Origin of the sequence: Brachybacterium sp. GPGPB12 (assembly GCF_038396325.1) — a bacterium.
GTDB classification, from domain to species: domain Bacteria; phylum Actinomycetota; class Actinomycetes; order Actinomycetales; family Dermabacteraceae; genus Brachybacterium; species Brachybacterium conglomeratum.
Genome location: NZ_CP149573.1, coordinates 483454 through 510257 on the forward strand (window position 1 = coordinate 483454; position 26804 = coordinate 510257).

The following is a 26804-nucleotide window of genomic DNA, read 5'->3' on the forward strand; positions in this document are numbered from 1 at the left end:
GCCGCGGCGCACGGGACCTCGGGCGCGCCGCGATCCGTTCCGTGCAGGAGCGGCGCGGCGGGTCCGGGCAGGGCTCCGGGCGGCGACGACGGTGCTCGTCCCGAGTCCGACGGACGCGGCCGCGCGTCCGGCGGCGTGCTCGCCGACCGTCGTCACGGCGTCCCGCTCGAGCTGGTCCACGCCCCGCGGGACGACGACCGTCCCGATCCGGGCGAGGTCGTGTGGGCGTGGGTCCACTACGAGGAGGACCTCTCCCAGGGCAAGGACCGTCCGGTGCTCGTGATCGCCGAGGAGGACGCCTCCGCCGGCGGAGCCGACGGGACTGGGACCGTGCTGGTGGCCCTGATGCTCACCTCCCGCGACCGCACCGAGCCCGGCGCGACCCGCACCGATGAGCACGGGGCGACCTGGGTGGACATCGGCGCCGGGGACTGGGACCGGCAGGGCCGCCCCTCGGAGGTCCGGGCGGACCGTCTGTCGCGCCTGGCCCCGGGGTCGGTGCGACGCGAGGGTGGGCGGCTCGACCGCGAGCGCTACGACCGGGTCGCGGAGGCGGTGCGCGCCGTCGCGCTGTGAGCGGCCGCCTCGCCGCCGGAGGTCGCGCGGGCTCTGCCCTCCGGGTGCGCGGACTGCGCAGGCGCCGAGGAGCAGGTGGGGCGCGCATCGCGGAACGGGAGACACGGCGCACATGAGCACCGGTTCGGGGACTGCCCTCTGTTAGCATCGCTCCTTGTATGTGTGACATACCGTTCGGTGTGCGCAGGGGTGTCCTCCCGAAGTGTCTCAGGGGACGGGCGGTTCGTGCGACCCGGGCGAGTACCCGTGGCAGCGACTCCGGTACCGACGTCTCCAGGCGAATCCCCACCGCCGTCCCCGTCGGCTCCGTTCCTCGGCAGTCCGGGATGATCCACCTCAGCAACACTGGAGAAGAGTCTTCGTGGCAAACATCAAGTCCCAGATCAAGCGCAACAAGACGAACGAGAAGGCTCGTCTGCGCAACCGCGCCGTCAAGTCGGAGCTCAAGACCTACACCCGCAAGGTGAAGGCCGCTGTCTCGACCGGCGATGCCGACGTGGCGAACGAGGCGCTGAAGTCCGCTTCGCGCAAGCTCGACAAGGCCGTCTCCAAGGGTGTCATCCACAAGAACCAGGCCGCGAACCGCAAGTCCGGTCTCGCCAAGCTGGTCGCCGGCGTCGCCAAGTGATCGTCGGTCTCTGACGGACCCCGCCCCTCCGGGGCATGAGGAGCCCGGTGCGCAGCGATGCGCACCGGGCTCCTTCATGTCCGGGGCGGACGAGCGGTGTTCAGCGGGCGCGGCGCGCCCGGCAGATCTCCATCACCATGCGCCGCACCGACCACTGCGGGTCGCGGCCGGCGCCCTTGACCTCGTGGTCCGCGCGGGCCACTGCCTCGATCGCCCGGGCCAGGGAGCGGTCGTTCCAGCTCTTCGCCTCCCGGGAGAGGTTGCGCGAAGATCCAGTCGGGCATGCCGAGGTCGCGCGGGGTCGCGTTCGGTGCGGACACCTTCGCCAGCGAACGGACCTTCGAGGCGATCGCGGCGACGATCGGGACGGGGTCGGCGCCGGCGAGGCTGCGCCTGCTGGAGCGGCTGCAGCGCGTCCTGCTCCTTGCCCGCGATCGCGGCGTCGGCGACGGCGAAGGCGGTGGACTCCACGCGGCCGGAGGTCAGCGCGTGCACCTCGGCGACGGTCACCTGGCCGGGCCGCTCGCCCGGGTCGGGGGTGGTGTCCTCGATCAGCTGGCGGCTGATCGCGGCGAGCTCGGCGAGGTCGGTGCCGAAGGCGTCGACGAGGGCGACCAGAGCGTCGGGCTGGATGCGGCGGCGGGCACGGGCGAACTCCGCGGCGACGAAGGCCTGCTTGTCGGCGGCGCGCTTGACGGGGCTCGCGTCCACGCGGGGCACGCCCGCCTTCTTCAGGGCGTCCAGGAGCTTCTTGCCGCGATTGCCGCCGCGGTGGACGAGCACGAGGGTGACGCCCTGCTCGGGAGCCTTCACGTAGTCGAGCGGCTCGAGGACGAGGGAGTCCGGGGCGGACTGCGGCTCGGGAACCACCACGAGGCGCGGCTCGCCGAACAGGGAGGGGCTTGCGACCTGGGCCAGGGCGCCGGGGCCGAGGGCCTCGCCGGAGAGGTCGTGGACCTCCACGGAGGGATCGGCCTCCTTGGCCAGGGCGCGCAGGCGCCGCACGGCTCGGTCGGCGATCAGACCCTCCGTGCCGTGGACGAGCACGATCGGTGCGAGGGCGACGCTGTGCCACTCGACATCGCTCACGGGAGCTCCTCACTGCTCAGGGGGACTGCACGATCCTAGCGGTCTCCCCCGACAGCGGGATTCACTCTGTGGAGGGCGGGGCTCACGCCGCCGGCGGCACCTCGCGACGCACGAGCCAGGCCCACTTCCCGAGTTGCTTCACCCGCTCGAACCCGTGCTCCTCGAAGAGCTCGACGGAGGCCTGGAAGAGGAACCGGCCGTGGGCGGTGCGGCCGCTGACGATCTCCGGGATCGACTCGACCGTCCCTCCCCCGTCGGCTGCGATGTAGTCCAGGGCACCGGCGAGCCCGGCGCGTGCCACTCCCTCGCGGCGGTGCTTGGTGTCGGTGTAGAAGCAGGCGATGCGCCAGTCCGGCAGAGCGCCGGGCTCCTTCTCGTAGGCGCGGCGGTGCTGGGCCAGCAGCGGCGGCTCCGCGAGGCGTCCGTACTTCGCCCAGCCCTGTGCGACGCCGGCCTCGTCGTAGACCAGCGCGGCATGGGCGCGACCGGCACGGACGAGCTTCTCCTTCGCCGCCCGCTTGTCGAGGCCCGGGATCCTGTGGAAGGAGGTGCCGTCCTCGGTGGCGTGGTGGCCCATGCACCAGCGGCCGCCGAAGATCCCGCCGTTGCGCTCGACGAGCTCGGCGAAGTCCTCCCAGGTGCTCGCATCGAGAGGACGGACGGTCAGCCTCGTGCCCGAGCGCACCTCCTCCCCCGGTGCCGCGTCCCCCGCGGGACGTCCCCCGCCGGCCGACGCCGCTGTCGCCCCTGTCCGGTCCCTGGTGCTCACCATGTCCTCGCTGTCCGGCCCCGGCGGTGCCGGGGTACAGTCGATCCACTGATCCAGTTCCTTCGATCAGTGAGCGTAGAGGAGTGAGCGCGAGATGTCGACAAGTGCGCGGCCGGAGCGCTCGGCGCCGGACCGCTCCGTGCCGGACGGCTCCGTGCTGGACGGCGCCCCCAGCGCCCCTGCCCTGCCGGACTACTCCCTCGCCGAGGTGGAGGTCGTCACCGACCCGGCGGTGGTGAAGGCGATCTTCGATCCGTCGCGGGGGACGCTCCTCGAGTCGCTGCTGGAGCGGGCCGCGAGCGTGCAGGAGCTCGCCGCCGCCGTCGATCGTCCGAAGAGCACGATCGCCCACCATGTGAAGGTCCTCCACGACGCCGGGGTGTCGCGGATCGTCCGCACGCGCCGGGTGCGCGGACGCGAGGAGGCGTTCTACGGCCGCACCGCGCGTCTGTTCGCCGTCGGCGACGTCCGCCTGCCCCCGCGCCGCGACGAGCCGGGCCTCTTCGAGACCGCGGCGAAGGAGTCCGCTGCGGCGGTGGAGGAGGACGACCTGCGCGGCGTGACCCGCTATGCGTGGATCTCCCCGGACAGGCCGCGGAGTTCTGGGAGCGGGTGATGGAGCTGGTGGGCGAGTACAGCCGGTCGCCGCCGACCTCCGAGGGCACTCGTTCCTTCGCGCCGCTGACCGCCATGTATCCGACGGACCATCCCCGCCTGCCGCCTGCGGACCCATCGAGCGACGGCGCCTGATACCGCCGCGCCTATCGCGCGGGCCCGACGCTCCGCGGCGCGGCGTCCTCGCCCGTGGGGAGCACCACGGTGCCGTGGACGTCGGTGCGCAAGCACCTGGGCGCCGGTGCCGCGGACGAGGTCCAGCGGCTCGTCGGTGGGATGGCCGAAGGTGTTCTCCTGCCCTACCGGGACCAGTGCCAGGTCGGGGTCGAGCCGCTCGTAGAGCGGGGCGTGCTGGAAGCGGGAGCCATGGTGGGCGACCTTGACGATGTCCGCCGGGCCCGGCTCGGTCGCGGCGAGCCGCGCTGCTCGCGCGGCGGGTTCGAGGTCGCCGAGGGTGACCAGGCGCGTCCCGTCGGCCCAGCGCACCTCGAGCGCGATCGAGCAGTCGTTCGCGGCGTCCCCCTCCCCGGATCCCTGCTCGGCGGCGCTGGCCCGTTCGGCGGCGTCGGCCGAGTCCGGCCACAGCACCGTGAGGGCGAGGCCGTCCTGCTCCCAGCCGGTGCCGGTGGTCGCGACCTCGACGGGCGCTCCCGGGACGACGTCGGCCGCGGAGGCCGGCGCCGGGCACACCCACTGCGCCGCCGGGGTGCGCGCCCCGGTCAGCGCGTCCCTCCCGCCGGTGTGGTCGGCGTGCGGGTGGGTGAGGACCAGCAGGTCGATGTCCGGCACCTGGAGCAGGTCGAGGCAGGCGTCCAGCGCCGCGGGGTCGGGGCCGGTGTCCACCAGGACCGTCGGCCCGTCCCGGGCGGCGTCGGCGGGGCGCAAGAGCAGCGGCGCGTCGCCCTGGCCGACCGCGCACAGGGCGAGGCTCCAGCCGGGGTGCCGCGCACCGGCAAGATCCGCCCGATGCCGGGGGCGAGCGCGATGACGAGCACCACCGCGGTGGCCCAGCGGACGGCGGGACGGCGCCTCCCCGCGACGGCGAGGCCGGCGATCAGGAGCACGGCGATCGCGCCGAGCACGCCGCTGGTCCCGTCGGGCACGGCGATGCGGGAGCCGGGCAGGGCGTCGGCGGTGCGGGCGATCAAGAGCACCAGATGGGCCCCTCCTGCGGCGATCCCGTACAGCACCGCGGCCCCGCCGGGCCAGAGCACTCCGAGCACGAGCGCGACGAGGCCCAGCACGGTCGAGGGGCCGACGAGCGGGCCGACGAGCATGTTCACGGGCACGGCCCAGGCGGAGACCTCGGGAGTCAGCAGGATCAGCACAGGCGTGCAGGCGGCCTGGGCGACGAGCGGCACGGCGAGCACGAGCGCGCCCGTCCGGCCGATCCGTCCGCCGCTCATCTGCTCGAGCGCGCGGGCGAGCGGCGGTGCCGCGAGCAGGATCGCCGCGGTCGCGAGGGCGGAGAGCAGGAAGCCGATCGAGGCGGCGGTGACGGGGTCGAGCACGGACCACAGCGCGACGGTGAGGGCGAGCGCCGCGACCGGGGAGGCGCGCACGCCGGCGAACCGTGCGGCGAGCAGTGGTGCGGCCATGGTCGCGGCGCGCCGCACGCTCGGCTCGTCGCCGACCAGCCACACGTACCCCGCGACCACGGTCGCGGCGATCAGCAGGCGGGGACGGCGGCGCACCCCGGCCAGCAGCAGCGGCCCGAGCACGGCGGCGAGGACGAGGGCGATGTTCGCTCCGCTGACGGCCACCAGATGCGAGATCCCGGCGCGGCGCATGATCTCCTCGGTCTGCTCCCCCATGCCGCTGGTGTCCCCGGTGGTCATGCCGCGCACGAGCGCGGCCTCGTCGGGCGGGAGATGAGCGGTGGCGTCGCGGGCGATCTGCCGCAGGCGGTGCCGGGTCTCCTGGCCCGGCCCGACACCGCCCGACGCCTCCTGCGCGGGACCGACCTCCGTGGCGCGCAGAACCATCAGCGAGGCATCGCCCGAGACCCGCCCCCGCGCCTGGACGGGCTCCCCGTCGCGGATCCGGGCGAGTCCCTCCGCGACCTCGCCGTCGGCGCGCACGAGCACGGGCACGGCGGCGGTGAGTCGCTCCTGCGTCCGTCCGATCCGTGCCGGGCCCGGCTCGGTGCGGGCCATCATCTGCAGACCGGTGCGGGACCATTCCGGGCCGCCGCTCGGCGGTGCGGGGTCGCTTCCCGCGATCACGGTGAGCTCGACGACGAGCCCGTCGGCGGCGGCCTCGCCGAGCACGTCGGCGGTGTGGTCGTGGCGGTGCGGCGCCGGGACCAGGAGCGACCCGGCGAGGAGCACCAATGCGAGGTGGGCGAGGATGGTGCGCGCGCCGCGTGCGGGCCCGAGCAGGGCCAGGGCGGTCAGGGCGAGGGAGACCAACACGGCCCCGGCGGCGATCGCGGCGGCGCCGCCGGCGGTCACTCCGAGCACCGCGAGCGCCCAGACGCAGGTCGCGCCGGGCGAGCAGGCGCAGATCCGCACGGGTCATGTCCGCGCCTCGCTCCGGGGAGGCGCGCTCACACCGTCGCCCTGTCGCGCATCTTCTCGAGGGTGGCGGGGCCGATCCCAGAGACCTCCTCGAGCTGATCGACGCTCTCGAAGGGCCCGTTCTGCTCGCGGTGGTCCACGATGCGCCGCGCGATCGCGGGGCCGACGCCGGGCGCTCGTCGAGCTCGGCGACGCTCGCGGTGTTCAGGTCGATCAGGCCGCCGACCTCTCCCCCGTCGCCCGCCGTCCCGTCTCCGGCACCGGCGTCGCCCGCGGGCGGAGCGTCCGCGGCGGGCGCCGGGGCGGCGACGGCCGGCGGCTCCTCCCCAGGGACGGGCACGTGGATCTGCTCGCCGTCGACGACAGGGCGGGCGAGGTTCACGGAGGCGAGCTCCGCCTCACCGGTCGCGCCGCCGGCGGCGCGCGCGCGTCGTCGACCCGGGCGCCGGGCGGGAGGCGGACCACGCCGGGAGAGGCGACGGCGCCGGAGACGTGGACGACGAGCTCGGTCGGGGCGGAGGAGGCGGTGGCGGCGGGGTCCCCCGAGGACTCGGCTCGGTCCCCGGTCGTCCCGTCGCCTCCCTCGAGGTCACCGTCATCGTCGGCGCCCTCGGCCCCGTCCGATCCCTCGCCGTCGGCGCCGCCCTCCTGGCCGGCCGCCTCGCCCTCCGTGACCGTCACCCCGGCAGGCTCCTCCTGCGGGATCGCCGAGCCGGTGCCGGAGAGGTGGATGACCCCGGCGCCGATCAGCACCAGCACCGCGATGCCGATCAGCGCGGAGGCCGGCGGGGCGGGGAAGGGCAGTCGACGTCGCGGCCGCTCGGCGGTGTGGTCGCGTCGGCGGATCAGCGGTCGCCCGGTGCGGCGATGCCGCGCCGCGGTGCCGCGCTCCTCGGTCCCAAGTGGTGCTCCCATGCCCGCGAACCTAGGCGCGCGAGGCAGGCGCCGTCCGAGCCCAGCCGCCGCCCTGGGGACGGCGGGGCGCTGTGGAGGAACGATCAGGCCCCCGGCCCGGATCAGTCGAGGCCGAGCACGACCAGCCACTGCCGCCAGAACGCGGCGGCGATCACGACGATGACCATCAGGTACCACAGCACGGTCAGCGACCCCCAGCGGCGCAAAGCAGTCCTGCGAGCGGGGCGGGCGACTTCAGGTCGCCGTGCTCGATCGTGCGGGCCAGGGTCGCGAAGAACATCGGTGCGGTGACGGTCCAGATGACCATGCACCAGGGGCACAGCGCACGGATCACGAAGATCGCGGAGATCGCGAGGAAGTGGATGTAGCCAAAGGCGAAGGTCATCCCGCCGAGCCGTGCCCAGCGGAACCAGGTGGGCGGCTGCGTGCCGGAGACCATCAGCGCACCGGCCGCGGCCATGATCGCGAACCCGGCGAGCCCGATCGCCATGTTCGGGATGCCCAGCGCCGAGGACTGCCAGGTCATCATCACGTTGCCGCACGAGATGAAGGGGTTCACGTCGCAGCCGAGGCTGGCCCCGGGGTTCGCGAGCAGGAACTCCTTGCCGACCTGCAGCTCGAGGGAGGCGATCCAGCCGATGATCCCGCCCAGCAGCGCAGCACCAGGCCGGCCAGGCGGTCGCTCGCCCGCGGGCGGGAGGCCCGTTCGGCCGCGAGCTCGGCGTCGATCTCGGCGCGCGCCGCGGCGTCGTCGGCCGGGGCATGCTCCGGCGTGGAGGCCGCCCCGGTGGCGGATGGGTCGGTGTTCTTCTCGCTCATGGGCTCGGCTTCCGTGCGATGTGACGGGCTGGAGGATTCAGACGACGGGATGCTCGCGGAACCACTGCGCGAGGCGGGCGTTGCCCTCGTCCATGCTCACGCGCGGCGTCCACTGCAGCATCTCGCGCGTGCGGCGCTGGTCGAACCAGTGCGCGGTGGACATCTGCTCGGCGAGGAACTCGGTCATCGGCGGCTCGTCGTGACCGGGGCGCTTCTCCCACACCCGTTCGATGAGCCGTCCGGCGAGGCGGGCCACGCCGCCGGGGACGCGCAGGGTCGGGGCGGGCACCCCCGCGGCCTCGCACCAGCCGGCGAAGACGTCGCGGACGGTCCGCGGCTCGCCGTTGGAGATCACGAAGCTCTGCCCGTGCACGTCCGCGATCCGGTCGTGCGCGGCGACGATCGCGTCGGCGGCGTTGGTGACGTAGGTGGTGTCGATCAGGGCCATGCCCTCGTCCAGCGGCGGCAGGCGGCCGCTCGCGGCGCGGTCGACGATCCGCCCGACGAGCTGGGTGTCCCCCGGCCCCCACACGATGTGGGGACGGATCGAGGTCACGGAGATCCCGTCGTTCCCGTCGGCGTCCATCGCGAGCGGCTCGGCGGCCGCCTTGGTGCGGGCGTAGGGGCCGCGGGCCCGCTCCGGATCGGCGGGGGTCGCGTCAAGGCCCACGATCGCGCGTCCCAGGTGCGCGGCCGACGGGGTGGAGACGTTCACGAGAGTGCCGCCGCCGTTCGCGCGCGGCGCGTCGAGCACGTTCTCCGTGCCGCCGATGTTGATCGCCCGGTACTCGCTCTCGGGACCGGAGATCGACACCTTCGCGGCGAGGTGGACGACCGCGTCCGCGCCCTGCACGGCGCGGCGCACGTCGTCGGCCTCGGTGAGGGAGCCGCAGACGTCCTCGACGCCGTCGATCCCGGCGGGACGGCGCTGGAAGGCGCGGACCGTGGCGCCGCGGTCGCGCAGGGCGGTCGCGACGGCACCGCCGAGCATGCCCGAGGCGCCGGTGACCAGGACGGTCGGGGCGCTCACAGAGCCTCCGCCCGCTCGCCCCGCAGGGTCTGCTCGGACCAGCGCGACAGCGCCGCACGGTCGATCTTCGAGTTGTGGCGGATGTCGGTGGGCGGCGCTCGGGTCTCGAACACGGCCACGACCTCGACGCCGGCGCGCTCGCGCACGGCACGGCGCACGGCCTCGGAGAGGGAGGGGGCGGCAGGCTTCGGGCGCGCCGCCTTCCCGGGCCGGTGGCCGTCCTCGGTCTCGAGGATCACGACGACCTGCTGGGTGCCGCGGGGACCGACGACGGCGGCGCCGGCGCGGCGCACAGTCGGCACCGCCTCGGCGGCGTCCTCGACCTGGACGGGGGTGAACAGCCCGTCGGCCGTGGCCAGGACGTGCGCGGCACGCCCCTCGACCCACAGCCGTCCGGCCGTATCGAGGTGGCCGACGTCGCCGGTGGCGTGCCAGCCCTCGAAGCGCATGGAGGTGTGCGTGGTGCCCCAGAGCATGAGGTAGCGGTCGCGCACGTGCGGGGCGCGCACGAGGATCTCGCCGGTCACGCCGGCCTCCTCCGTGATCTCGCCGGTGGTGCGGCCCTCGTCGTCCATCACCGCGATCGCGATCTCGACCCGGGGCACGGGGGTGCCGACGCAGACGCCGGAGCCGGGGCCCGCCGCTTCGATGCCCTCGAGGTCGATCGCAGCGACGGCCAGGCACTCGGTCATGCCGTAGGGGGTCAGCGCCTTCGCCTCCGGCATGATCTCCGCCAGCCCCTGCAGCAGGTGCGCGGGGATCGGGGCGCCGGCGGAGAAGAAGCTCGCGGCGCCGGCCATCGCGGCGCGACCGGCCTCGTCGAGCTCTCCCGCGGTGTCCAGGATGTTCCGCGGCGCGGCGGGGGCGGTGAACACGGCGGGGCGGCCGAGCGCGCCGATCGCGGCGGCCAGCGCCGGAGCGGTGAGCTCGCCGGGACGGGTGATGTCCATGTCCGGCACCACGGTCGGCGCGCCGAGGGCAGGGCCCAGCAGTGCGAAGGTCGCGAAACCGGCGACCAGGCCTCGCTCGGGGGCGAGGTCGAGGGTGTCGCCGACGGCGGCGAACATGGCGCTGAGCTGGCGATGCGTCATGACCGCGCCCTTGGCGGGGCCGGTCGAGCCGGAGGTGAACAGCACCGCCGCGTCGGCGTCGGGATCCGGGTGGGCCACGTCCAGCGGGGCGCCGAGCTCGCGCTGGAGCGCGCCGGAGCGGGCGAGCTCCGCGATCGACGTCTCCACGCCGAGCGCGGCGCGGTCCACGGTGGGCAGCTGCTCGACGCTGATCCGTCGGCCGGGCCAGCCCATCGCGCGGGCGCCGACGAGCGCCTTCGGGATGCCGATCAGCCAGTCGATGTGGGAGCCGATCACGGCGCGGGTCAGGCCCTGGGTGCCGAGGCCCGCGTCGGCGACGACGGCCACCGCACCGATCCGGAAGCAGGCGTAGAGCACGCCGGTGAGGTCGGCGCCGGGGGTGATCAGCAGGCTGACCCGGTCGCCGGGGCGGACCCCGTGGCCGAGCAGGCCCGCGGCGATGTCCTCGACGCGGCGGTGCAAGCAGCGACCAGGAGATCTCCCGCGTGCCGCCGTCCTCCTCGGCGCCGAGCTCGACCACGGCCGGACGATGGGCGTGCACCGGATCCGCGGCCAGGCGCGCGATCGGCGCGCCGATCGGGGCGGCGGGCACCTGCTCGGCGGCGTAGGAGGAGACGGGGCGCCGGGCCGGGGCCTCGGTGCGGGGCGTGCCGGCGGTGTCGAAGCTCGCCTCGAGCCACTGGGCGACGAGGCCGGCGACGTCGGCGTCCTCCCACACCAGGTGGGAGGCGCCCTCGAAGCGGTGCACGTCCGCGTGCGGGACGCGCTGGATCAGGTCGCGCAGGAAGCGGTCCGAGAAGGTGATGTCGCGCGGGCCCCAGGCGAAGAGCGTGGGGACCTGGAGGTGGGTGAGCCCCTCGGCGACCCGGTCGAGGGTGGCGCGGGAGGGGTGGTCCGCGGCGGCGGGGATGTCGGCGACGAACTGGTCGATGCCGCGGCGGCGCGAGCGGGAGCGGTAGGGCGCGAGATAGGCGTCCTGGATCTCCTTGGGCAGCGACGGCTTCGACAGCGACAGGGTGGTGCGCAGGAAGGCGTCGGTCAGCGAGGTCGAGGCGGTGCGGAAGCCGGGGGTGGTCGCGAGCTGCGCAGCGCCTTCGGCGCGCCTCCTCGATCCGCTGGTGCACGCCGGTGTTGGTGAGGATCATGCCGACCACGTCGTGGCGGTTGTCCAGCGCCCAGCCGGTCGAGATCAGCCCGCCCCAGTCGTGGCCGACGGTGACGACCGGCCCGTGCAGGGACAGCGCATCGGTCAGCAGGGAGAGGTCGGTGATGCGGTCCTGGTAGCGGCGGGTCACGCCAGTGCGCTCGGAGTAGCCCATCTCGAGCTGGTCCACGGCGATGAGGCGCCAGGGGATGTCCTCGCGCACCAGGGAGCGGAACAGGAAGGACCAGGTGGGGTTGCCGTGGACGGCCAGCAGGGTGCCGCGCGGGGTGATGCCGCGCTCGGCGAGCCAGGGGCCGGAGTCCAGCAGGTGCCACTGGCGCGGCTCGCCGGTGTGGTCGCGGACCTGCTCGGTGCGGTGCGGCACCGGGTCCAGGCCCGGCACGTCGGGGATCCCGGGGGTGCTCTTCACCACTGGACCTCCATCATCGCCGTGTTCAGTCCGGAGCCGACGCCCATCAGCGGCACCCGCTGGCCGCGTTCGATGTCGTCCTGGATGTGCGCGAGGGTCATCGGCACCGCCTCCGCGGCGATGTTCCCCCAGTCCGGGAAGGTGACGGGGATGCGCTCCATCCCCACCCCGGTGATCTTCGAGAAGTTGCGGGTGTAGACCATCGAGACCTGGTGCGGGATGACGTAGTCGACGCCCTTGAAGTCGAGACCGGAATCGTTCGCAGCCTTCCAGGTGTCCACGATCAGGTTGATGCCGTTCTCGAGCAGGCCGTTGGAGTCGGTGCGCATGTCCTCCATGTTCGCCACGCACAGCTCGTGGTGCTCGGTGCCCGAGCGCGCCTGGGTGACCTTCAGCCGGTGCCCCTCGGGGTGCTCGTCGGCCGGGCCCAGCACGGCGGCCGCGGCGCCGGAGCCGAGGGTGAGCGAGGCGAACTGGTTGTTGAAATCGGCGCGGGTCGAGCCCTTGGTGTTCAGGCGCTCGATCGTGCCGCGCTGGACGTCCTCGACGTCCTCCGCGCCGACGATCAGCGCGTACTTCACCTGGCCGGAGTCGATCATGCCGGCGGCCATGGTCATCGCGTTGACGAAGCCGAGGCAGGCGTTGGTGATGTCGAAGTTCATGCAGGCCGCCGGCAGGCCGAGCGAGTGATGGATGCCCGTGGAGACCGCGGGCTCGAGGTGACGGCGGGAGACGGAGGCGTTGATGAGCGACCCCACCTGGTCGCGCATGATCCCGGCCTTGGCCATCGCGCGCTCGGCGGCGAGCACGACGCCCTGCTTCCAGCCGTTCTCGCGGTCGCGCCACCACTTGCGCTCGTAGACGCCCGCGACGCGCTGCAGCACGCCCTTGGGCAGGCGCGACCGCTTGCGGGCCGGGGCCAGCATCTCGTCGATCTCGTCCGAGGTCACCGTCACCTGCGGCAGAGTCCCCTCGACCGCCAGCAGGCTCGTGTTCGAGTGGACGATCCCTGTGTTGCCGTTCCCCATCTGCCTGCGCTACCTCGTCGTTCGATCAGTTCGTGTGCTTGTCGTCGATGCATGGCGGCCGCGCGGAGCCCGGCACATGCCTCCGCCATCCTCCCACCGGAGCCTGGGGAGTCCCTCAGGGGGTGGCGGATCCCACGTCCCCGTCCTCGAGGTGGTGGCCGAGGTGGTGGCGAGCGAAGGCGAGGGACTGACGCGGCGTGCGCTCGCGCGCGACCGGGTCGCGGCTGGTGGTGACCTCCAGCGGCACCGAGCCCTCCCAGCCGCGGTTGGCGAGGCGCCGCGGCACCTCCGCACAGGGCTGGTTGCCCTCGCCGGGCGGCAGGTGCTCGTCCTTGGTGGTGTTGCCGGACCCGTCGGCGAGGTGGAGGTGGGTGAGCCTGTCGTCGAGCCGCTCGATCATCTCCAGTGCGTCGTCCCCGGCGGTCGCGGCGTGGGAGAGGTCGACCGTGACATGGGCGTAGTCCTCGTCGGTCGGGTCGTGGTCGGGGAGGTAGTTCAGCACCTCGCGCACCCCGAGCCGCCAGGGGTACATGTTCTCGACCGCGATCGCGATGCCGTGCTCGTCCTCGAGGCGGGCGACGCCCTCGACGAAGCCGCGCGCGTACTTCCCCTGCCACCGGAACGGCGGATGGGCGACGATCGTCGGGACGTCCAGCGCCTTCGCGATCTCGATCGTGCGCTCGATCTTCACCCAGGCGTCGCGACCCCACAGCCCCTGCAGGAAGAACAGCGTCGGGGCGTGGAGGGAGAGGATCGGCAGGCCGTAGCGGCGGGAGTACTCAGCCAGCAGGTCCGGGTCCTGGCTGTCGCGCGGATAGGAGACCATCACCTCCATGCCGTCGTAGCCGATCTCGGCGGCGAGACGGAACGCCTCCTCCACCCCCGAGGGGAACACGGAGGAGGTGGACAGGCCAACGGGGATGCGGCGGCGCGGCGACTGCTCGCTGCGCGGATCCCCGGCGGAGAGACGACGGGACAGCGCCTCGCGCGCCCCGCGCGCGCGCTGTTGGGGCGGGTGAACGGCTTGCGGCCCCCGTTCGTGGACGGGTTCTCCGACTCGCTGTCTCGGCGTGGACTCACGGCACCTCCTGGGCTGTCTCGCGAGGCAAGTATGCACCGTCGCGCGCCCCTAGACTCGTCCGCATGCCGGTCCGAGAACTCACCCCGACGGACGCCCTCGCCTACAGGTCGCTCACCTCCAGCGCCTTCGGCGGGTCCGTCGATCCCGACGATCCCGCCGCCTCCGCTCCCCTCTCCCCGGGTCAGAGCGCGGTCGGCATCGACTCGGCGGCGCCGCCGGGAGGAGCCGAGGGGGTGCTCGCCGCGGCCGCGCGGATCCGGCACGACGAGATCTCCCTCGGCGGCGGCCGGGTGCGGCCGCGGCGGCGTCGCCGGGCTCGCGGTCCATCCCGCGCATCGCGGCGACGGGCTGTTCGCCGAGTCGCTCGCTGGGGTGCTCGCCCGCTGCGACGAGGAGTCGCTGCCGGTCTCGATGCTCTATCCCTCGAACCCCGAGATCTACCGCCGCCACGGCTATCAGGTGATCGCGCGCGTCGAGACGCTCGAGGTGCCGCTGGTGGACCTGCAGCGACTGCGGTCCGTGCCCGGCCGGCGCACCGTCCCGGTCACCGCTGCGAGCATGCCGCGCGTGCGCGCCCTGTACGAGGAGCTCACGGCCGGGGACAACGCCATCTTTGCGTCGACAGGGGCCCCTGTTCCCGGCCGGGCCCCCCGGTCAGGGCTGGGAGGCCGTCGCGCTCGTCGGCGCGGACGGCCTGGATCGCGGCTACGCCTCCTGGACCCGGCGCAGGGGCGAGGGTCCCGGTCTCGAGGTGCACGAGGTGCTGGGGCGGGACCGGGAGGACCTCCGCGCCCTGCTCGCGCGTGATCGGCTCCTGGTCGACGGTGACCGAGTCGGTGCGGTCGCGCGTGCGGACGGAGGATCCCGTGCTGGACGTGTCGCCCGGAGGCGGCGCCCGTCCCGCCGGCGGGACGGTGCCGCTGGTGATGATGCGCGTGGTCGACACCGCGGCCCTGCTCGAGGCACGGCCGGCACCGGCCGGGCTCTCCGGCGCGGCGCGGCTCGAGGTCACGGACGACACGGTCCCCGCAGGCACCTGCCGTGCCGCGGGGCTCTTCGACGTGCACGTGGCCGACGGGCGCGTCCGCGCCGTCCCGGTCCCGGGGAGCGGAACGACCTCGGCGCAGTCGTCGACCGGGCCGTCGGCCGCTCCCTCGGGCGAGGCGACCGCGGGAACGGTCCTGCTCGACGTCCACGCGGCCTCGCTGCTGCTCGTCGGCGGCCGCTCCTCGCCGATGCCCGTCGGCTGGGACTGCGCGCCGAGGCCGACGCGCCCGCCGAGGCGCCGCTCGACGCGCCGCTGGCCGGCCCCCGGCCGAGCGTGCTCGACGCGTTCTGAGCCCGCGCCCCCGCCCCTCCGCGCCCGTCCCTGCGCCCACTCCCCCGACCCACCGCGACCCCGGAGCACCCCACCCATGGCCAAGCCGCACTTCAAGTACGGAGCGATGAACTCCGGGAAGTCCGACACCCTGATCAAGACCGCCTACAACTACGACGAACGAGGGCTGGCGACCCTGACGGTCAAGCCCGCCCTGGACACCAAGGGCGAGGACTGGGTGGTGGCCCGCGGCGGGGCGAGCCGGCGCGTGGACGTGCTCGCCCATCCGGGCGAGGACCTGCGGGAGCGGGTCTCCCGGGCCGCCGACGAGCGGGGCCTGCGGCCGCTGCACTGCGTGCTCGTGGACGAGTCCCAGTTCCTCGAGCCGCGCAGATCGACCAGCTCTTCCGCATCGCGAAGCAGGACGCGATCTCGGTGATCTGCTACGGGTCGCGCACCGACTTCCGCACCACGACCTTCCCCGGGGCGCGCGGCTGTTCGAGCTCGCGGACAACGTGGAGAAGTCGCCGACGATGTGCCGCGGCGCGGCGCGCAGGCCGAGTTCAACTGCCGGCGCGTCGGCGAGCGGTTCGTGTTCGAGGGCGACCAGGTCGCGATCGACGACGGCGACCACGGCGTCGTCACCTACATGTCGCTGTGCGGGAACTGCTTCATGGACGAGCAGCGGCGCGCCGGCGTCACCGTGCTGGGGTGAGGCCGGCGCGCCGCGCGCGTCGGGGCGGGCCCGTCGGACCCGGGGCCTGCTCAGGAGCTGAGGGGCTTGTCCTCGCCCACTTCGGCGTCGCCGCCGGCGGCCGCGCCGCCGTCGGCAAGGTCCGTGTCGGCGGAGGCGTCCGCGACCTTCGCCGCGTCCTCGTCGAGGGTCGCATCGGAGCTGTTCGAGAGGCGCTCCTTCGCGGCGCCGGCCGCGCCGACCACCGCTCCCTGGGCGGCGGAGGCGACCTCGGGGGCCTTGTCCTTGACGGTCCCGGCGGTGTCCTGCGCGACGCGGGTCGCGGTGTCCTTGGCCTGCGTCGCGCGGCGCTGGACCTCGGGATCGTCGGCGACCTGGCGGGCAGTGCGCTCGAGGGACTCGTAGGGGCCGCGGCCCGCACGGGACCCGATCACGAAGCCGATGCCGAGACCGGCCAGGAAAATGAACTTCTTCATCGATGCCTCCAGTGGCGTCCGGGTGGTGTGTGGTGCGGTGTGCTCCCGCATCGTGTCACAGTCGCCGTGGTGCTCGGAGCGGATCCTGACCGGACGGTCCGCGCGGAGTCGTCCCGGAACCGTCCCGATCCGGTCACAGGATCTCCACGTCTGGGCGCCGCTCGGGGCCGCCGCGGGCCCGCCGAGGACCTACGATCGGGGTGACGGGCGATGGTGCCCGCGCCGTCGCCCGCGAGGGTCCGGCGAGATCCGTGATCGAGGAGAAGACCCGCGTTGTCCCCCGTGCCCCAGCCCTCCGACCGCGACGCCCTGCGCACGACCGCCTCCACCGCCGAGGACGTCGCCGCCCAGGTGCGCGCCTGGGTGCAGGAGGCCGCCGGACGCGAGGTCCCGGCCGCCGCCGGACTCCTCTCCGACCTGCTGCGCGATCCGAAGGGGCTCGACTTCACGCTCGCCTTCGTGGACCGGGTGATCCGGCCCGAGGACCCCCGCGCCGCGGCGGTCGAGCGCGTCGCCTCGCCCAGGACCCGCCGGCCTTCCTCCCCGCCCCGCGCGCCGCGTCGTCGGCCTCGGCGGTGCCGCCTCGCGACTGGCGCCCTCGGTCGTGGTGCCCACCGCCCGCGCCGCCATGCGCAGGATGGTCTCCCATCTGATCCTCGATGCCCGGCCCGGGCCGCTGACCGCCTCCCTCTCCCGGCTCACGGCCGACGGGACGACGCTGAACATCAACCTGCTCGGCGAGGCCGTGCTCGGCGCGCAGGAGGCGCGACGGCGCCTCGCGGGCGTGCACGAGATCGTCTCCCGCCCCGACGTCGACTACGTCTCGATCAAGGTGTCCTCGATCGTGGAGCACCTGCCGCTGTGGGGCGCGGCCGAGACCGTCGACCACGTGGTCGAGACGCTGCTCGCCGATCTATCTCGACGCCGCACGCGCCGACTTCCCCACCTTCCTGAACCTCGACATGGAGGAGTACCGGGATCTCGAGCTGACCCTGGAGGTCTTCGAGACGCTCCTGGACCGTCCCGAGCTCGCCCAGCCGCACGCCGGGATCGTGCCGCAGGCCTATCTCCCCGATGCGCCGCGGGCGATGGCGCGGGTGCGCCGCTTCGCCGAGCGGCGGGTCGCGGACGGCGGCGCACCGGTCAAGGTGCGGCTGGTCAAGGGGGCGAACCTCGCGATGGAGAAGGTCGACGCCTCGGTGCACGGCTGGCCGCAGGCCCCGGCGCCCTCGAAGCTGGAGACCGACGCCCAGTACAAGCGGATCTTGCTCGAGGCGATGGACCCGGGCCGGCTCGAGGCCGTGCACCTCGGCGTCGCCGGGCACAACCTCTTCGACGTCGCCTTCGCCCACCTGCTCATGGCCGAGCGCGGGATCCCCACCGGTCCCGGGCACGGCGTCGAGTTCGAGATGCTCGCGGGCATGGCCCCGGGGCGACAGGCCGTGGTGCGGGAGGCGACCGGGACGATGCGCCTGTACGTCCCGATCGTCCACCCGCGTCATTTCGACGTGGCCGTCTCCTACCTGGTGCGTCGTCTGGAGGAGAACGCCTCCTCGGAGAACTTCCTCTCCGCGGCCTTCGACCTCGACTCCTCCGAGGAGCTGTTCGCCCGCGAGCAGGACCGGTTCACCCGCGCCCTCGACCTCGCCCGGATCGAGGACGCCCCGGACACGCACCGGGTCCAGGACCGTGCGGCGGAGACCGGAGCGCGTCTCGAGCTGGGCGACCTCGCGGCGCCCGCGGTGCCCGGCGCCTTCCACGGCACCCCGGACACCGACCTGTCCACGGCCGGGAACCAGGAGTGGGCCGCCGGCATCACCCATCGCATCCGCGGCTCGGAGCTCGGCGTCGAGGAGGCCCGTGCCGCGCGTCTGACCACGACGGACGAGGTCGAGGCGACGGTGCAGGCGGCGCTCGCGGCGCGACCGGCCTGGGCCGCGATGCCGGTCGAGAAGCGCGCTCTGGTGCTCCGCCGAGTCGCCGGCACCCTGGCCGCGCACCGCGCCGAGCCGCTGGAGGTGATGGCCTCCGAGACGGGGAAGACCTTCGAGCAGGGCGATCCCGAGGTCAGCGAGGCGATCGACTTCGCGCTCTACTACGCCGAGCAGGCCGAGCGCCTCGCCGCGCGGGGCGACCTCGACCTCGCCACGCGCGCTCTGACCCTGGTCACCCCGCCGTGGAACTTCCCCGTCGCGATCCCGACCGGCGGGGCTCTCGCCGCGCTGGTGACCGGCGCCGCCGTGATCATGAAGCCGGCCCCGCAGGCGCGACGCCGCGGGGCGTCGCTGGGCCGTCTCTTCCACGAGGCCGGGGTGCCGGAGGGCGTGTTCACCCTCGTGGACGTGCCCGAGGACGAGGTGGGCCGCTCCCTCATCGCCCATCCCCGCCTCGACCAGCTGATCCTCACCGGCGCCTACGACACCGCCGCCCTGTTCGCGTCCTGGCGCCCCGATCTGCGGATCCTCGCCGAGACCAGCGGCAAGAACGCGATCATCGTGACCCCGCAGGCCGATCTCGACCTCGCCGCCCGGGACGTGGCGCTGTCGGCCTTCGGCCATGCCGGGCAGAAGTGCTCCGCGGCGAGCCTCGTGATCACCGTCGGCTCCGTCTCCCGCTCCCGCCGCTTCAACGCGGCTCGCCGATGCGGTGCTGTCCCTCGAGGTCGGCGAACCCGTCGACCCGACGGTGCGGATGGGGCCGATCATCGAGCCGCCCGGCGAGAAGCTCGCCGCGGGCCTCACAGAGCTCGGGGAGGGCGAGACCTGGCTCGCCGAGCCGCGACAGCTCGACGAGGAGGGACGGCTGTGGACGCCGGGCGTGCGGATCGGCGTGCACGAGGGCTCCGCCTTCCACCGCACCGAGTACTTCGGACCGGTCCTCGGCATCATGCACGCCGACACCCTCGAGGACGCCGTGCGGATGCAGAACGGCACCGACTACGGGCTCACCGCGGGGCCGCACTCCCTCGAGCCCTCCGAGATCGCCTGGTGGACCGAGCACGTCGAAGCGGGGAACCTCTACGTCAACCGGGGCATCACCGGCGCGATCGTGCAGCGACAGCCCTTCGGCGGCTGGAAGCGCTCCGCGATCGGGCAGACCGCGAAGGCGGGCGGCCCGCACTACCTGCCGCACCTGCAGGACCTCGCCGACTCCGCTTCCGTCCCCCCCGCACCGAGGACCCGCAGGCCTGGCTCGAGGCGGCGCGCGACTCCGACCGCGCGGAGATCGACGAGTTCTTCGCCGCGCGCGACGAGCAGGAGGTCCACGGCGAGATCAACCTCTGCGCCACCTGCCGGCGCCGGTCATGGTCCGCGCGGCCGACGGGACGACGCCTGCCGAGCTCGAGCGGGTCTCGCACGCCGCCCGCACCGCCGGCGCCGAGGTAGAGGTCTCGGTCGCCGACGAGGCGCGCGCTCCCGACCGCGCGGGCCGGGGACACGCCTGCCTCGGTCGTCCACGAGGACGCGGCGACCTTCGCCGCCCGTCTCGGCCGGCTCGCCCAGCGCCGCGTGCGCGTGATCGGAGAGGTCGACGACGCGCCGCGGGCCGCCAACGCCCAGCGCGTGGAGGTCGCCCTGTTCACCGGCCCCGTGCTCGCCTCGGGTCGCGTCGAGTCGCTGACCTTCCTGCAGGAGCAGGCGATCAGCGCGACGAACCACCGCTACGGCAACCCGCCGCCCCACCCCCTGGACCTCACCGGCGGCAAGGGCTGGGCCACTGGCCCCCGCTGACCGCCCGGGGGCGGGGCCGGCCTGACCCCGTCGGCCGGCCCGTCGCACCGACCTGGCCCATCGAGTGCCGCATCTGGACCGTCACCAATCCTCTGTGGCGGCCCAGATGCAGCGACTCGGCGAGTTCGTATCCGCCAGAGCACGTATGCCTGGGTACGCACGCCCGTCGGGGGACGTGAAAGCCGGCCGACCACGCACGCACGAAGGGCAGGCGCTGTGCGCACTGCTCGACCAGCTCATGCAACGCTCCGCGGAGTGAGGGCCTGACCACTGTGAGGCCGGTCCCGCTCCGGACTCCATCCGGCGCGCAGCGAGCTCTCGCCGTGCTCGCTCCACCGCCCGTCGGCACCCGTAGCGCAGGTCATCGGAGGTTGTGCGCGGCTCCACCCATCCCGCGTTCATGCGTCGGTCGCCACGCGTCACGTCGCGGCTCAGCCGCTTTCGCTCCAGATGCGTCGGCCCCTCGTGCTCGAGCACCACCTTCCACTGCGGCCAGTGGAGATCAGGCTCGCCGAGATCCACGAGCTCCCCGCCCTCGATCTCCTGCACGACGGCCGCGTTCGCGAGCGGCTCGGGAAGGCCCGCTGCGACCATGGCAAGTCTCAGCGCTGTCTCCGGTGGGGAGTCACTGCTCAGCCTGACCTGGGCCACCGCCTCGCGGAGTCGACGCGCCCCTCGCCCCCGATACGTGTCGACGGCCGCTCGCAGCTCCGAGAGCGTCGCGTACGGCTCGGCACGCCCCTCGAATTCCGGGCGCGGACGACGCACGAGATGGTCCCCGATCGCGATCTGGGCGTCGACGCTGATCTGAGCGCCGAGGTCGAGGAACGTCCGCACCCTCGACGTGAGTCGGACCGTGGGCGACTTCCCGCGCCGGTCCTCGAGGAGCACGACGGGACAGGTGAGACGACTCCACCGCAGCGGCCGCGGTCTCCCGCGGCCGTGCTCCGTGGCGAGCCATGTGAATCCGACCGTCGACGCTATTCCTCCCGGGTCGATGGGAAACCCTTCCATCGACCACCCGTGACTGCTTCGGTGCTTCCGTCACCTGCGCGGCGAACACCCCGGGCAGCGGGAAGCCCCAGAGCCTGGCGGCGGTGAGTCCGGCTGCGAAGGCACCAGGGTCTCTCCTGCACAGCGCGGCGATGATCTCGCGTTCGGTGACGGAACGGTCGTTCCTCGCCCAAAGGCCGGGAGCCAAGGTCCGGAGATCTTCGCGCCGTAGGCGGGCCCTGCTGACACCGGCCGCGAGCACCTCCTGAGTGGTGAGGACGGCGTGGTCGAGTGCCTCGGGCAGCGGACTCGGCGCGTGGGACATGCCGACAGGATCGTCCGACGGCAGGATCCACCGATCGCCCTTCCACAACGTCGAGGTCGCGCCGCCGCGCCACTTCTCCTCCCCAGAGCTCGGCCGGCGGAGGCGTCACCGCTGGGTGCTTCGAGCTCTCCACCCCCACCGACGCCGATGGCGAGCCAGGGCGCCGTTCTTCGGGGCAGTGGTCCCGGCGCGCCGCCGACCTGCTCCCTGCTCCCGACTCCCGGAAGGGCGGCGGCCGGCCCAGGACGCACCGAGTCTCGCATCTGGACCGTCACCACGTGGTCATAGCGGTCCAGATGCGACTCGGTGAGGAAGACCGGGCCGGAGGCCGAGCCAACCGCACAGTTCTCCGGTTCGGGGCCGGCCGACGGGTCGGGCCCGTGGCCGACGGCCCCGGCTCCGGCCGGGGTCAGCCGGCGGCGGGGGTGCCGACGCGGGCGCCCTCGGGCACCTCGCCGCCCTCTTCGCCGAGCACGGCCTCGCCCACGATCTCGACGTCGGCCCCGAAGGTCCAGTCGCCCTGCACGTCGAGGCTCGTGGCCTCCTTGAGCGAGGGCACACCCTGCGGGAAGCGGAGCTCGAAGTCCTGGATCAGCTTGTAGGAGCCGGACTCCAGGGACACCGACGGCACGCTCCGAACCTGCTGGACCAGGGCGCCCCGCTCGTCGAGAGCGTAGGCGTCGGAGCGGATCAGGAGCAGGTCGCTGGTGGCCTTCACGGGCAAGAACCGGTCGCGGCCGACGACGATCGCGGTCGCGCCGTCGAACACCTCGATCGCGGCGCCCATCGCGGACTCGATCTGGTAGACGGGCGTGGAGGACTTGTCGGAGGGGTCCACGGTCTTCTCGTTGCGGATCAGCGGCAGGCCCATGACGCCGTCGCGCTCCTTGAGGATCGCGTCGAGTCGCTCGAGATCCCACCACAGGTTGTTGGTGTGGAAGAACGGGTGACGGTGCTCGTCGGTGAAGTAGTCCATCTCCTCCGCCGGGGTCTGCGCGGTGTCGCGCAGGATGAGCCGCCCGTCGCACGTGCGCACCGCGAGGTGGCCGCCCTTGCGGTCCGCGGGGGTGCGGCGGCACAGCTCGGCGGCGTAGGGCGCGCCGGTGGAGGCGAACCAGGCGGCGAGCACCGGGCTCGGCACGGTGCCGAGGTTGTCGGAGTTCGAGACGGAGGCGTACTTGAAGCCGGCGTCGAGCAGCTGCTGGAGCAGGCCCGAGGTCTGCAGGGCGGTGTAGATGTCGCCGTGGCCGGGCGGGCACCACTCGAGGTCGGGGTCCGCCTCCCACTCGACGGGGGTGAGGTCGTCGGTGCGGAGCTTGGGCTCCTTGTTCTGCAGGAAGTCCAGCGGCAGGTCGCCGACGGGCAGGTCGGGGTACTTCGAGAGCACCTCGAGGGTGTCCTCGCGGGTGCGGAAGGAGTTCATGAAGATCAGCGGCAGGCGCGAGTTCGTGCCGCGGCGGGCGGCGAGTACCTGCTCGACGATGAGGTCCAGGAAGCTCTTCCCGTCCCGCACGGGGAGAAGCGACTTCGCCCGGTCCAGCCCCATGGAGGTGCCGAGGCCGCCGTTGAGGTTGATGATCGCGAGCTTGTCGAAGACCTTCTTCGCCTCGGCCACGTCGATCTTCACGTCGTCGAGGTGGGTGGGGTCCAGGTATGGCTCGATCGTGTCCTCGGGGATCGTGCCGGTCACCCCCTCCTCGAGTCGCCCGTAGTAGTGGGAGAAGACGTCGATCGCGGTCTGCGCGACCCCTGCGTCCTTCATCTTCTCGCCGCGGCCGCGGCGAGTCCTTCGTTGCTCATGGTCACAGCGTATCGACTCCCGCTCGCCCGGCCGCGCACCGCACCGCCTCGCCGAGATCGAGGCGCGGCCAGTGCGCCAGGCGGCGCGCGACGGCGCGGTCATGGCTGGCGACGACCACGGCCGACGGGGTGCGCTCGAGCGCCTCCAGCAGATCGTCCACACCGCTGATGCCGAGGTGGTTGGTGGGCTCGTCCAGGAGCAAGACGTCGGGCCGCTCGGAGAAGAGCCGCGACAGGGCCCGGCGGCGCCGCTCCCCCCGGGTCGCCGCGTCGCGGCTCCTGCCGCTCGTCCTCCTGGGCGAGGAGGGCCAGGCGGGCACGGCCGAGCACTCGCACCGCTCCTGCGTCCGGCGCGAGGTCGCCCGCGAGCACCCGCAGCAGCGACGTCTTCCCGGCGCCGTTGGGTCCGACGACCAGCGCCGGTCCCCGCCCTCGAGGCGCAGAGTCGTCTCGGGCGGCCGGGGCGGGACCGGCGGGTCCGGTGCCCGTTCCGCACCGGCGGAACCGGCACCGGCGTAGCCCCCACAGGCCGAGCCCGGAGCGTCCCGGCCCCGATCGGCCCGGTCCACCCGCACGCCATCGGCGCGCAGCAGCGGGGTCCCGGCGGGCGTGCCGGAGTCCGGCGGCGACAGCCGCGGCGGCGGGGGCGGCACGTCCAGGCGGTGCTCCTCGAGCCGGGCGAGCCGGTCGTTCAGGGCGCGGACGGTGCCGGGTGTGCGGGACTGCCGCTGGTGCTTGCCGGTGCCCTTGTCGGGTCGCCATCCGGTCGACAGGCGCGAGCGGGCCGCATCGGCTCCCGCCTGGAGGCGATCTTTGCTCCTCCTGCTGGGCGCGGTAGGCGTCCTCCCAGGCCGTGCGGGCGCGGCGCCGGGCCTGCTCCCAGTCGGCGAGCCCGCCGCCGACGAGCAGGGGGCGTCCGTCCTCGGTGGGGTCGAGGTCGAGCACGGAGGTGGCGACGTCCTCCAGCGCGCCCGGTCGTGGGAGACCAGGGCGACCGCGCCGGGGTGCTCGCGCAGTGCCCGCGTGAGGTGCGCGAGCCCCCTCGCGTCGAGGTGGTTGGTGGGCTCGTCGAGCAGCGAGGATCTCGTCGCGGGCGGCGATCACGCCGGCCAGCCGCACCCGGTACCGCTGTCCCACCGAGAGGGCGGTCAGCTCGCGCTCGCGCTCGGTGACGGCGCCGACCTCCTCGAGGGCGACCTCGAGCCGCCGCGGCGCGTCCCAGGCGTCCAGGGCGGTGACCCGGGCGAGAGCGTCGTCGTAGCGTCGCGCGGCCTCGGCGGTGCCGTCGGCGAGCGCGTCGGCGGCGGCGTCGTGCTCGCGCGCCGCGGCGAGGGGCCGGGCGAGCGGCGCATCGAGCAGGCCGCCGACGGTGCGGGGGCCGGCGGCGTCGGCGGTGGTGAGCTCCTGGCGCACCATGCCGAGGGCGCCGTGGCGCTCGACGGTGCCGGCGTCGGGCTCGAGCGTCCCGGCCAGCGCGTCCAGGAGGGTGGTCTTGCCGCGTCCGTTCTCGCCGACCACGGCGAGCACGGTTCCGGGGACGAGGGTGAGGTCGATGCCGGTGAGGAGGACGCGCCCGCCGCGCGAGAGCTGCAGCTCGCGGGCGCGGAGATGAGAGGTGGTCCGCTGGGACATGGTTCGGGTGCCTTCCGGTGGTGGGTGTCACCGGGCACGGCGGAGCGCCGCCCGGTGGAGGTCCGGACGGCGCGCGCGGGGTGGTGGAGGGGCGCCGCCGTCAGCGGCGGGCGCGGGGGCGCGCGATGGCGCAGGTGCCGAGGAAGCAGGTCGTCATGGGGCCACCGTAGGATCGACCCGGCGGCGCTGTCACCCGATTTCCGCCCGGTCGACGCCGGAGGCCTTCCCCCGGCACCCGAGCGGTGCTTGACTCGTGGTGGAGCGCACCGGGCACCGCCGTCCGACGCGCGATCCGTTGGAGGCGACATGACCGACCATCCGCACAGGATTCCTGCCGACGACGCTCCTGCCGACGGCGCCGGCGCTCCCGGTCCCGGCCTGCCCGAGGTGGTGGACCGGGAGACCTGGGAAGCCGCCCGCGCCGAGCCGCTGCTCGAGGAGAAGGCGCACACCCGCGCCGGCGACGCCCTCGCCGCGAAGCGCCGCCGCATGCCGATGCTCGAGGTCGACGGCGACGCGACGGTGGTGGGGGCCGACGGCCCCGTCCCCTTCCGCAGCCTCTTCGAGGGGCGCGACGAGTCGCTCGTCTACCAGCACATGTGGTGGGACGACGCCCCGCACCAGGGCCAGTGCGAGGGCCGCACGATGACTGCCTGGCATCTGCACGACGCGTGCTATCTGCGCGCCGCCGGCGTGTCCTTCGCGATCCTCACCACCGGCGCCTGGGAGGAGGTCGCGCCGTTCGTGGCGTTCATGGGCTACACCGAGCCGTGGTTCTCGGTGCGGGAGACGGCCCCGCCGATCGGCGGCGACATGGGCTACCTGCAGTGCTACGTGCGCGAGGGCGAGGGCGACCGCGTCTTCCCCACCTACGCGATCACGGGGCGCGGCACGGAGATCTCCGATCCGACCCTCGCACTGCTGGACCTGACCGCCTTCGGCCGGCGCGAGGCCTGGCAGGACATGCCCGCGGGGCGCGTCGCCGAGCGCGACGCCTGCTGGTTCTGGCGCACCGACGTCGACGGGAACCCCACCTGGGGGCCGACGGGCCGGCCGGCGGCGCAGTGGACGCGCCCCGGTGCGACCGCGCAGACCACACGCCCAGGCCTGCTTGAGGCCGAACACGACGAGCTCCACGAGGCGGGCCCGCCACGTCCCGCCCGTGGTCGCGAGGGCCGAGGTGCGGCGCCGCGCCCACCGGTCGATCCGTTCCTCGAGCGGCGTGAAGGGGACACGGTCAGGGGTCATCCGCCCAGTCTCGTCGCGCGATGCGCAGGTCCTCGCGAGACGTCGTGGGCGTTCCGGGGAGAGGGCGGGGAGCTCCTGAGGAGCCGAGCCGACGGCGGCGGCATCGTCATGGTCGGCCGCGACGCCGCACCCCGGGCCTACGATGAGCGGATGTCCTCCGACGGCACGACGCGCACCGACTCCCTGCTCGCCCTGGGAGAGCTCGTCGCCGAGCACGGAATCCGGGTCGTGGTCTCGGACCTGGACGGCGTGCTGCGGGTCTTCGACGCATCGCTGTGGGACGAGCTCGATGCGATGACGGGGACGACGGAAGGGACGAGCTTCCGAGCGATCCTCGGCCATCCCTACCTCGACGAGGTGGTCAGGGGGCGCGGCACCCATTCCCGCTGGCGAGAGCTCGCCGCGGAGCGGCTCGTGGCCGAGGGCAGCGCTCCCGCCGACGCCCGAGCCGCTGTGAGGCGCTGGGCGACCACCCCGGCCGAGGTCGACGAGCGCGTGCGCACGATGTTGCTCCACCTCCGATCCGCCGGCGCCCCGGTGTTCGTCCTCACCAACGGCACCGACCGCGTCCCCGAGGAGCTCGCCGCGCTCGGGCTCGAGGACGTCGTCGGCGAGGACGGCCGGTTCCTGCTGAACACCGCGGACCTCGGCGCCGCCAAGCCCGACCCGGAGGCCTTCGCCCGGGCGAGGGCGCGGATCGGCGAGGTGCTCGGCGAGGAGATCCCGCCGGAGCGGATCGCGTTCCTGGACGACTCGCCTCGTCACGTCGAGGCCGCGGCGAGGTGCGGATGGCACGCGGTGTCGCACCGCGCATCGGGGACGGAACGCGCCGCGCCCCGCCTCCCCTAGAATC

Annotated in this window: 24 protein-coding genes and 2 pseudogenes; 10 read left to right on the forward strand and 16 right to left on the reverse strand. The window is 74.0% G+C overall.

Features of this window, described 5'->3' with window-relative positions; genetic code table 11:
• The first annotated feature begins 135 nt into the window (after positions 1–135).
• Positions 136–576 (forward strand): type II toxin-antitoxin system PemK/MazF family toxin, encoded by a 441-nt coding sequence (locus tag WKH84_RS02630; RefSeq protein ID WP_341855532.1) that lies wholly within the window; start codon positions 136–138, stop codon positions 574–576.
• Between the two features lie 361 nt (positions 577–937).
• Complete coding sequence (gene rpsT / locus WKH84_RS02635; RefSeq protein WP_062950649.1) at positions 938–1204, forward strand: 30S ribosomal protein S20; 267 nt, start codon at positions 938–940, stop codon at positions 1202–1204.
• Positions 1205–1336: 132 nt separating this feature from the next.
• Here the strand turns inward: rpsT and holA are convergent, their stop codons facing one another.
• Complete coding sequence (gene holA / locus WKH84_RS02640) at positions 1337–2293, reverse strand: DNA polymerase III subunit delta (protein WP_341855533.1); 957 nt, start codon at positions 2291–2293, stop codon at positions 1337–1339.
• Positions 2294–2375: 82 nt separating this feature from the next.
• Positions 2376–3065, reverse strand: coding sequence for a GNAT family N-acetyltransferase (locus WKH84_RS02645; protein ID WP_341855534.1), 690 nt, complete (start codon positions 3063–3065; stop codon positions 2376–2378).
• Between the two features lie 91 nt (positions 3066–3156).
• On the opposite strand from WKH84_RS02645, the gene WKH84_RS02650 reads away from it, so the two are divergent.
• Complete coding sequence (locus WKH84_RS02650) at positions 3157–3678, forward strand: helix-turn-helix domain-containing protein (protein WP_341855535.1); 522 nt, start codon at positions 3157–3159, stop codon at positions 3676–3678.
• On the opposite strand, the gene WKH84_RS02655 is transcribed toward WKH84_RS02650, so the two are convergent.
• The 11 genes from WKH84_RS02655 to WKH84_RS02705 all read right to left on the reverse strand — a co-directional run bounded on the left by WKH84_RS02655 (position 3630) and on the right by WKH84_RS02705 (position 13548).
• Complete coding sequence (locus WKH84_RS02655; protein ID WP_341856749.1) at positions 3630–4493, reverse strand: MBL fold metallo-hydrolase; 864 nt, start codon at positions 4491–4493, stop codon at positions 3630–3632. The genes WKH84_RS02650 and WKH84_RS02655 overlap by 49 nt on opposite strands.
• The gene (locus WKH84_RS02660) at positions 4397–6190 is read right to left on the reverse strand and encodes a ComEC/Rec2 family competence protein (RefSeq protein WP_341855536.1); all 1794 of its coding nucleotides are present in this window, start codon (positions 6188–6190) and stop codon (positions 4397–4399) included. The genes WKH84_RS02655 and WKH84_RS02660 overlap by 97 nt, the downstream gene beginning before the upstream one ends.
• A 35-nt stretch (positions 6191–6225) precedes the next feature.
• Positions 6226–6336, reverse strand: coding sequence for a helix-hairpin-helix domain-containing protein (locus tag WKH84_RS02665; RefSeq protein WP_341855537.1), 111 nt, complete (start codon positions 6334–6336; stop codon positions 6226–6228).
• Positions 6337–6574: 238 nt separating this feature from the next.
• Complete coding sequence (locus WKH84_RS02670; RefSeq protein WP_341855538.1) at positions 6575–7111, reverse strand: hypothetical protein; 537 nt, start codon at positions 7109–7111, stop codon at positions 6575–6577.
• A gap of 184 nt (positions 7112–7295) precedes the next feature.
• A complete protein-coding gene (locus tag WKH84_RS02675; protein ID WP_341856750.1) occupies positions 7296–7766 on the reverse strand; it encodes a vitamin K epoxide reductase family protein in 471 nt (156 codons plus the stop codon).
• Positions 7667–7930 (reverse strand): hypothetical protein, encoded by a 264-nt coding sequence (locus WKH84_RS02680; RefSeq protein WP_341855539.1) that lies wholly within the window; start codon positions 7928–7930, stop codon positions 7667–7669. The genes WKH84_RS02675 and WKH84_RS02680 overlap by 100 nt, the downstream gene beginning before the upstream one ends.
• A gap of 37 nt (positions 7931–7967) precedes the next feature.
• Positions 7968–8960 carry an NAD-dependent epimerase/dehydratase family protein gene (locus tag WKH84_RS02685; RefSeq protein WP_341855540.1) on the reverse strand — a complete coding sequence of 331 codons (993 nt, stop codon included), beginning with the start codon at positions 8958–8960 and terminating at the stop codon, positions 7968–7970.
• The gene (locus tag WKH84_RS02690) at positions 8957–10513 is read right to left on the reverse strand and encodes an AMP-binding protein (RefSeq protein WP_341855541.1); all 1557 of its coding nucleotides are present in this window, start codon (positions 10511–10513) and stop codon (positions 8957–8959) included. The genes WKH84_RS02685 and WKH84_RS02690 overlap by 4 nt, the downstream gene beginning before the upstream one ends.
• Positions 10435–11625 carry an alpha/beta fold hydrolase gene (locus WKH84_RS02695; protein ID WP_341855542.1) on the reverse strand — a complete coding sequence of 397 codons (1191 nt, stop codon included), beginning with the start codon at positions 11623–11625 and terminating at the stop codon, positions 10435–10437. The genes WKH84_RS02690 and WKH84_RS02695 overlap by 79 nt, the downstream gene beginning before the upstream one ends.
• Positions 11622–12653 carry a 3-oxoacyl-ACP synthase III gene (locus WKH84_RS02700; RefSeq protein WP_341855543.1) on the reverse strand — a complete coding sequence of 344 codons (1032 nt, stop codon included), beginning with the start codon at positions 12651–12653 and terminating at the stop codon, positions 11622–11624. Before WKH84_RS02700 ends, WKH84_RS02695 begins: the two co-directional genes overlap by 4 nt.
• A 115-nt stretch (positions 12654–12768) precedes the next feature.
• On the reverse strand, positions 12769–13548 hold the full coding sequence (locus WKH84_RS02705; protein ID WP_341855544.1) for a sugar phosphate isomerase/epimerase: 780 nt from the start codon (positions 13546–13548) through the stop codon (positions 12769–12771).
• Positions 13549–13764: 216 nt separating this feature from the next.
• Here WKH84_RS02705 and WKH84_RS02710 point away from each other — a divergent pair, with 216 nt between their 5' ends.
• Positions 13765–14541: a GNAT family N-acetyltransferase gene (locus WKH84_RS02710; RefSeq protein WP_341855545.1), complete on the forward strand. Its 777-nt coding sequence runs from the start codon at positions 13765–13767 to the stop codon at positions 14539–14541.
• A 608-nt stretch (positions 14542–15149) separates the two neighbouring features.
• Positions 15150–15767: pseudogene (locus tag WKH84_RS02715) on the forward strand (thymidine kinase).
• Between the two features lie 50 nt (positions 15768–15817).
• On the opposite strand, the gene WKH84_RS02720 reads toward WKH84_RS02715, so the two are convergent.
• Positions 15818–16222 carry a hypothetical protein gene (locus WKH84_RS02720; RefSeq protein ID WP_341855546.1) on the reverse strand — a complete coding sequence of 135 codons (405 nt, stop codon included), beginning with the start codon at positions 16220–16222 and terminating at the stop codon, positions 15818–15820.
• 282 nt (positions 16223–16504) lie between these two features.
• Here WKH84_RS02720 and WKH84_RS02725 point away from each other — a divergent pair, with 282 nt between their 5' ends.
• From WKH84_RS02725 to WKH84_RS02740, 4 genes and pseudogenes are all read left to right on the forward strand, one after another.
• The gene (locus WKH84_RS02725) at positions 16505–17176 is read left to right on the forward strand and encodes a hypothetical protein (protein WP_341855547.1); all 672 of its coding nucleotides are present in this window, start codon (positions 16505–16507) and stop codon (positions 17174–17176) included.
• Positions 17134–18771 (forward strand): annotated as a pseudogene (locus WKH84_RS02730) (bifunctional proline dehydrogenase/L-glutamate gamma-semialdehyde dehydrogenase); the annotation flags it as partial. The gene WKH84_RS02725 and the pseudogene WKH84_RS02730, both read left to right, overlap by 43 nt.
• Positions 18772–18907: 136 nt before the next feature.
• On the forward strand, positions 18908–19741 hold the full coding sequence (locus WKH84_RS02735) for an aldehyde dehydrogenase family protein (protein ID WP_341856751.1): 834 nt from the start codon (positions 18908–18910) through the stop codon (positions 19739–19741).
• Positions 19732–19953, forward strand: a complete 222-nt coding sequence (locus WKH84_RS02740; RefSeq protein ID WP_341855548.1) for a hypothetical protein — start codon at positions 19732–19734, stop codon at positions 19951–19953. Before WKH84_RS02735 ends, WKH84_RS02740 begins: the two co-directional genes overlap by 10 nt.
• Before the next feature lie 1727 nt (positions 19954–21680).
• On the opposite strand, the gene WKH84_RS02745 is transcribed toward WKH84_RS02740, so the two are convergent.
• Positions 21681–23033, reverse strand: coding sequence for a UTP--glucose-1-phosphate uridylyltransferase (locus WKH84_RS02745; RefSeq protein ID WP_341855549.1), 1353 nt, complete (start codon positions 23031–23033; stop codon positions 21681–21683).
• A 137-nt stretch (positions 23034–23170) separates the two neighbouring features.
• Positions 23171–24703, reverse strand: a complete 1533-nt coding sequence (locus WKH84_RS02750; RefSeq protein WP_341855550.1) for an ATP-binding cassette domain-containing protein — start codon at positions 24701–24703, stop codon at positions 23171–23173.
• A 306-nt stretch (positions 24704–25009) separates the two neighbouring features.
• On the opposite strand from WKH84_RS02750, the gene WKH84_RS02755 reads away from it, so the two are divergent.
• Positions 25010–26800, forward strand: coding sequence for an HAD-IA family hydrolase (locus WKH84_RS02755; RefSeq protein WP_341855551.1), 1791 nt, complete (start codon positions 25010–25012; stop codon positions 26798–26800).
• Positions 26801–26804: the final 4 nt, after the last annotated feature.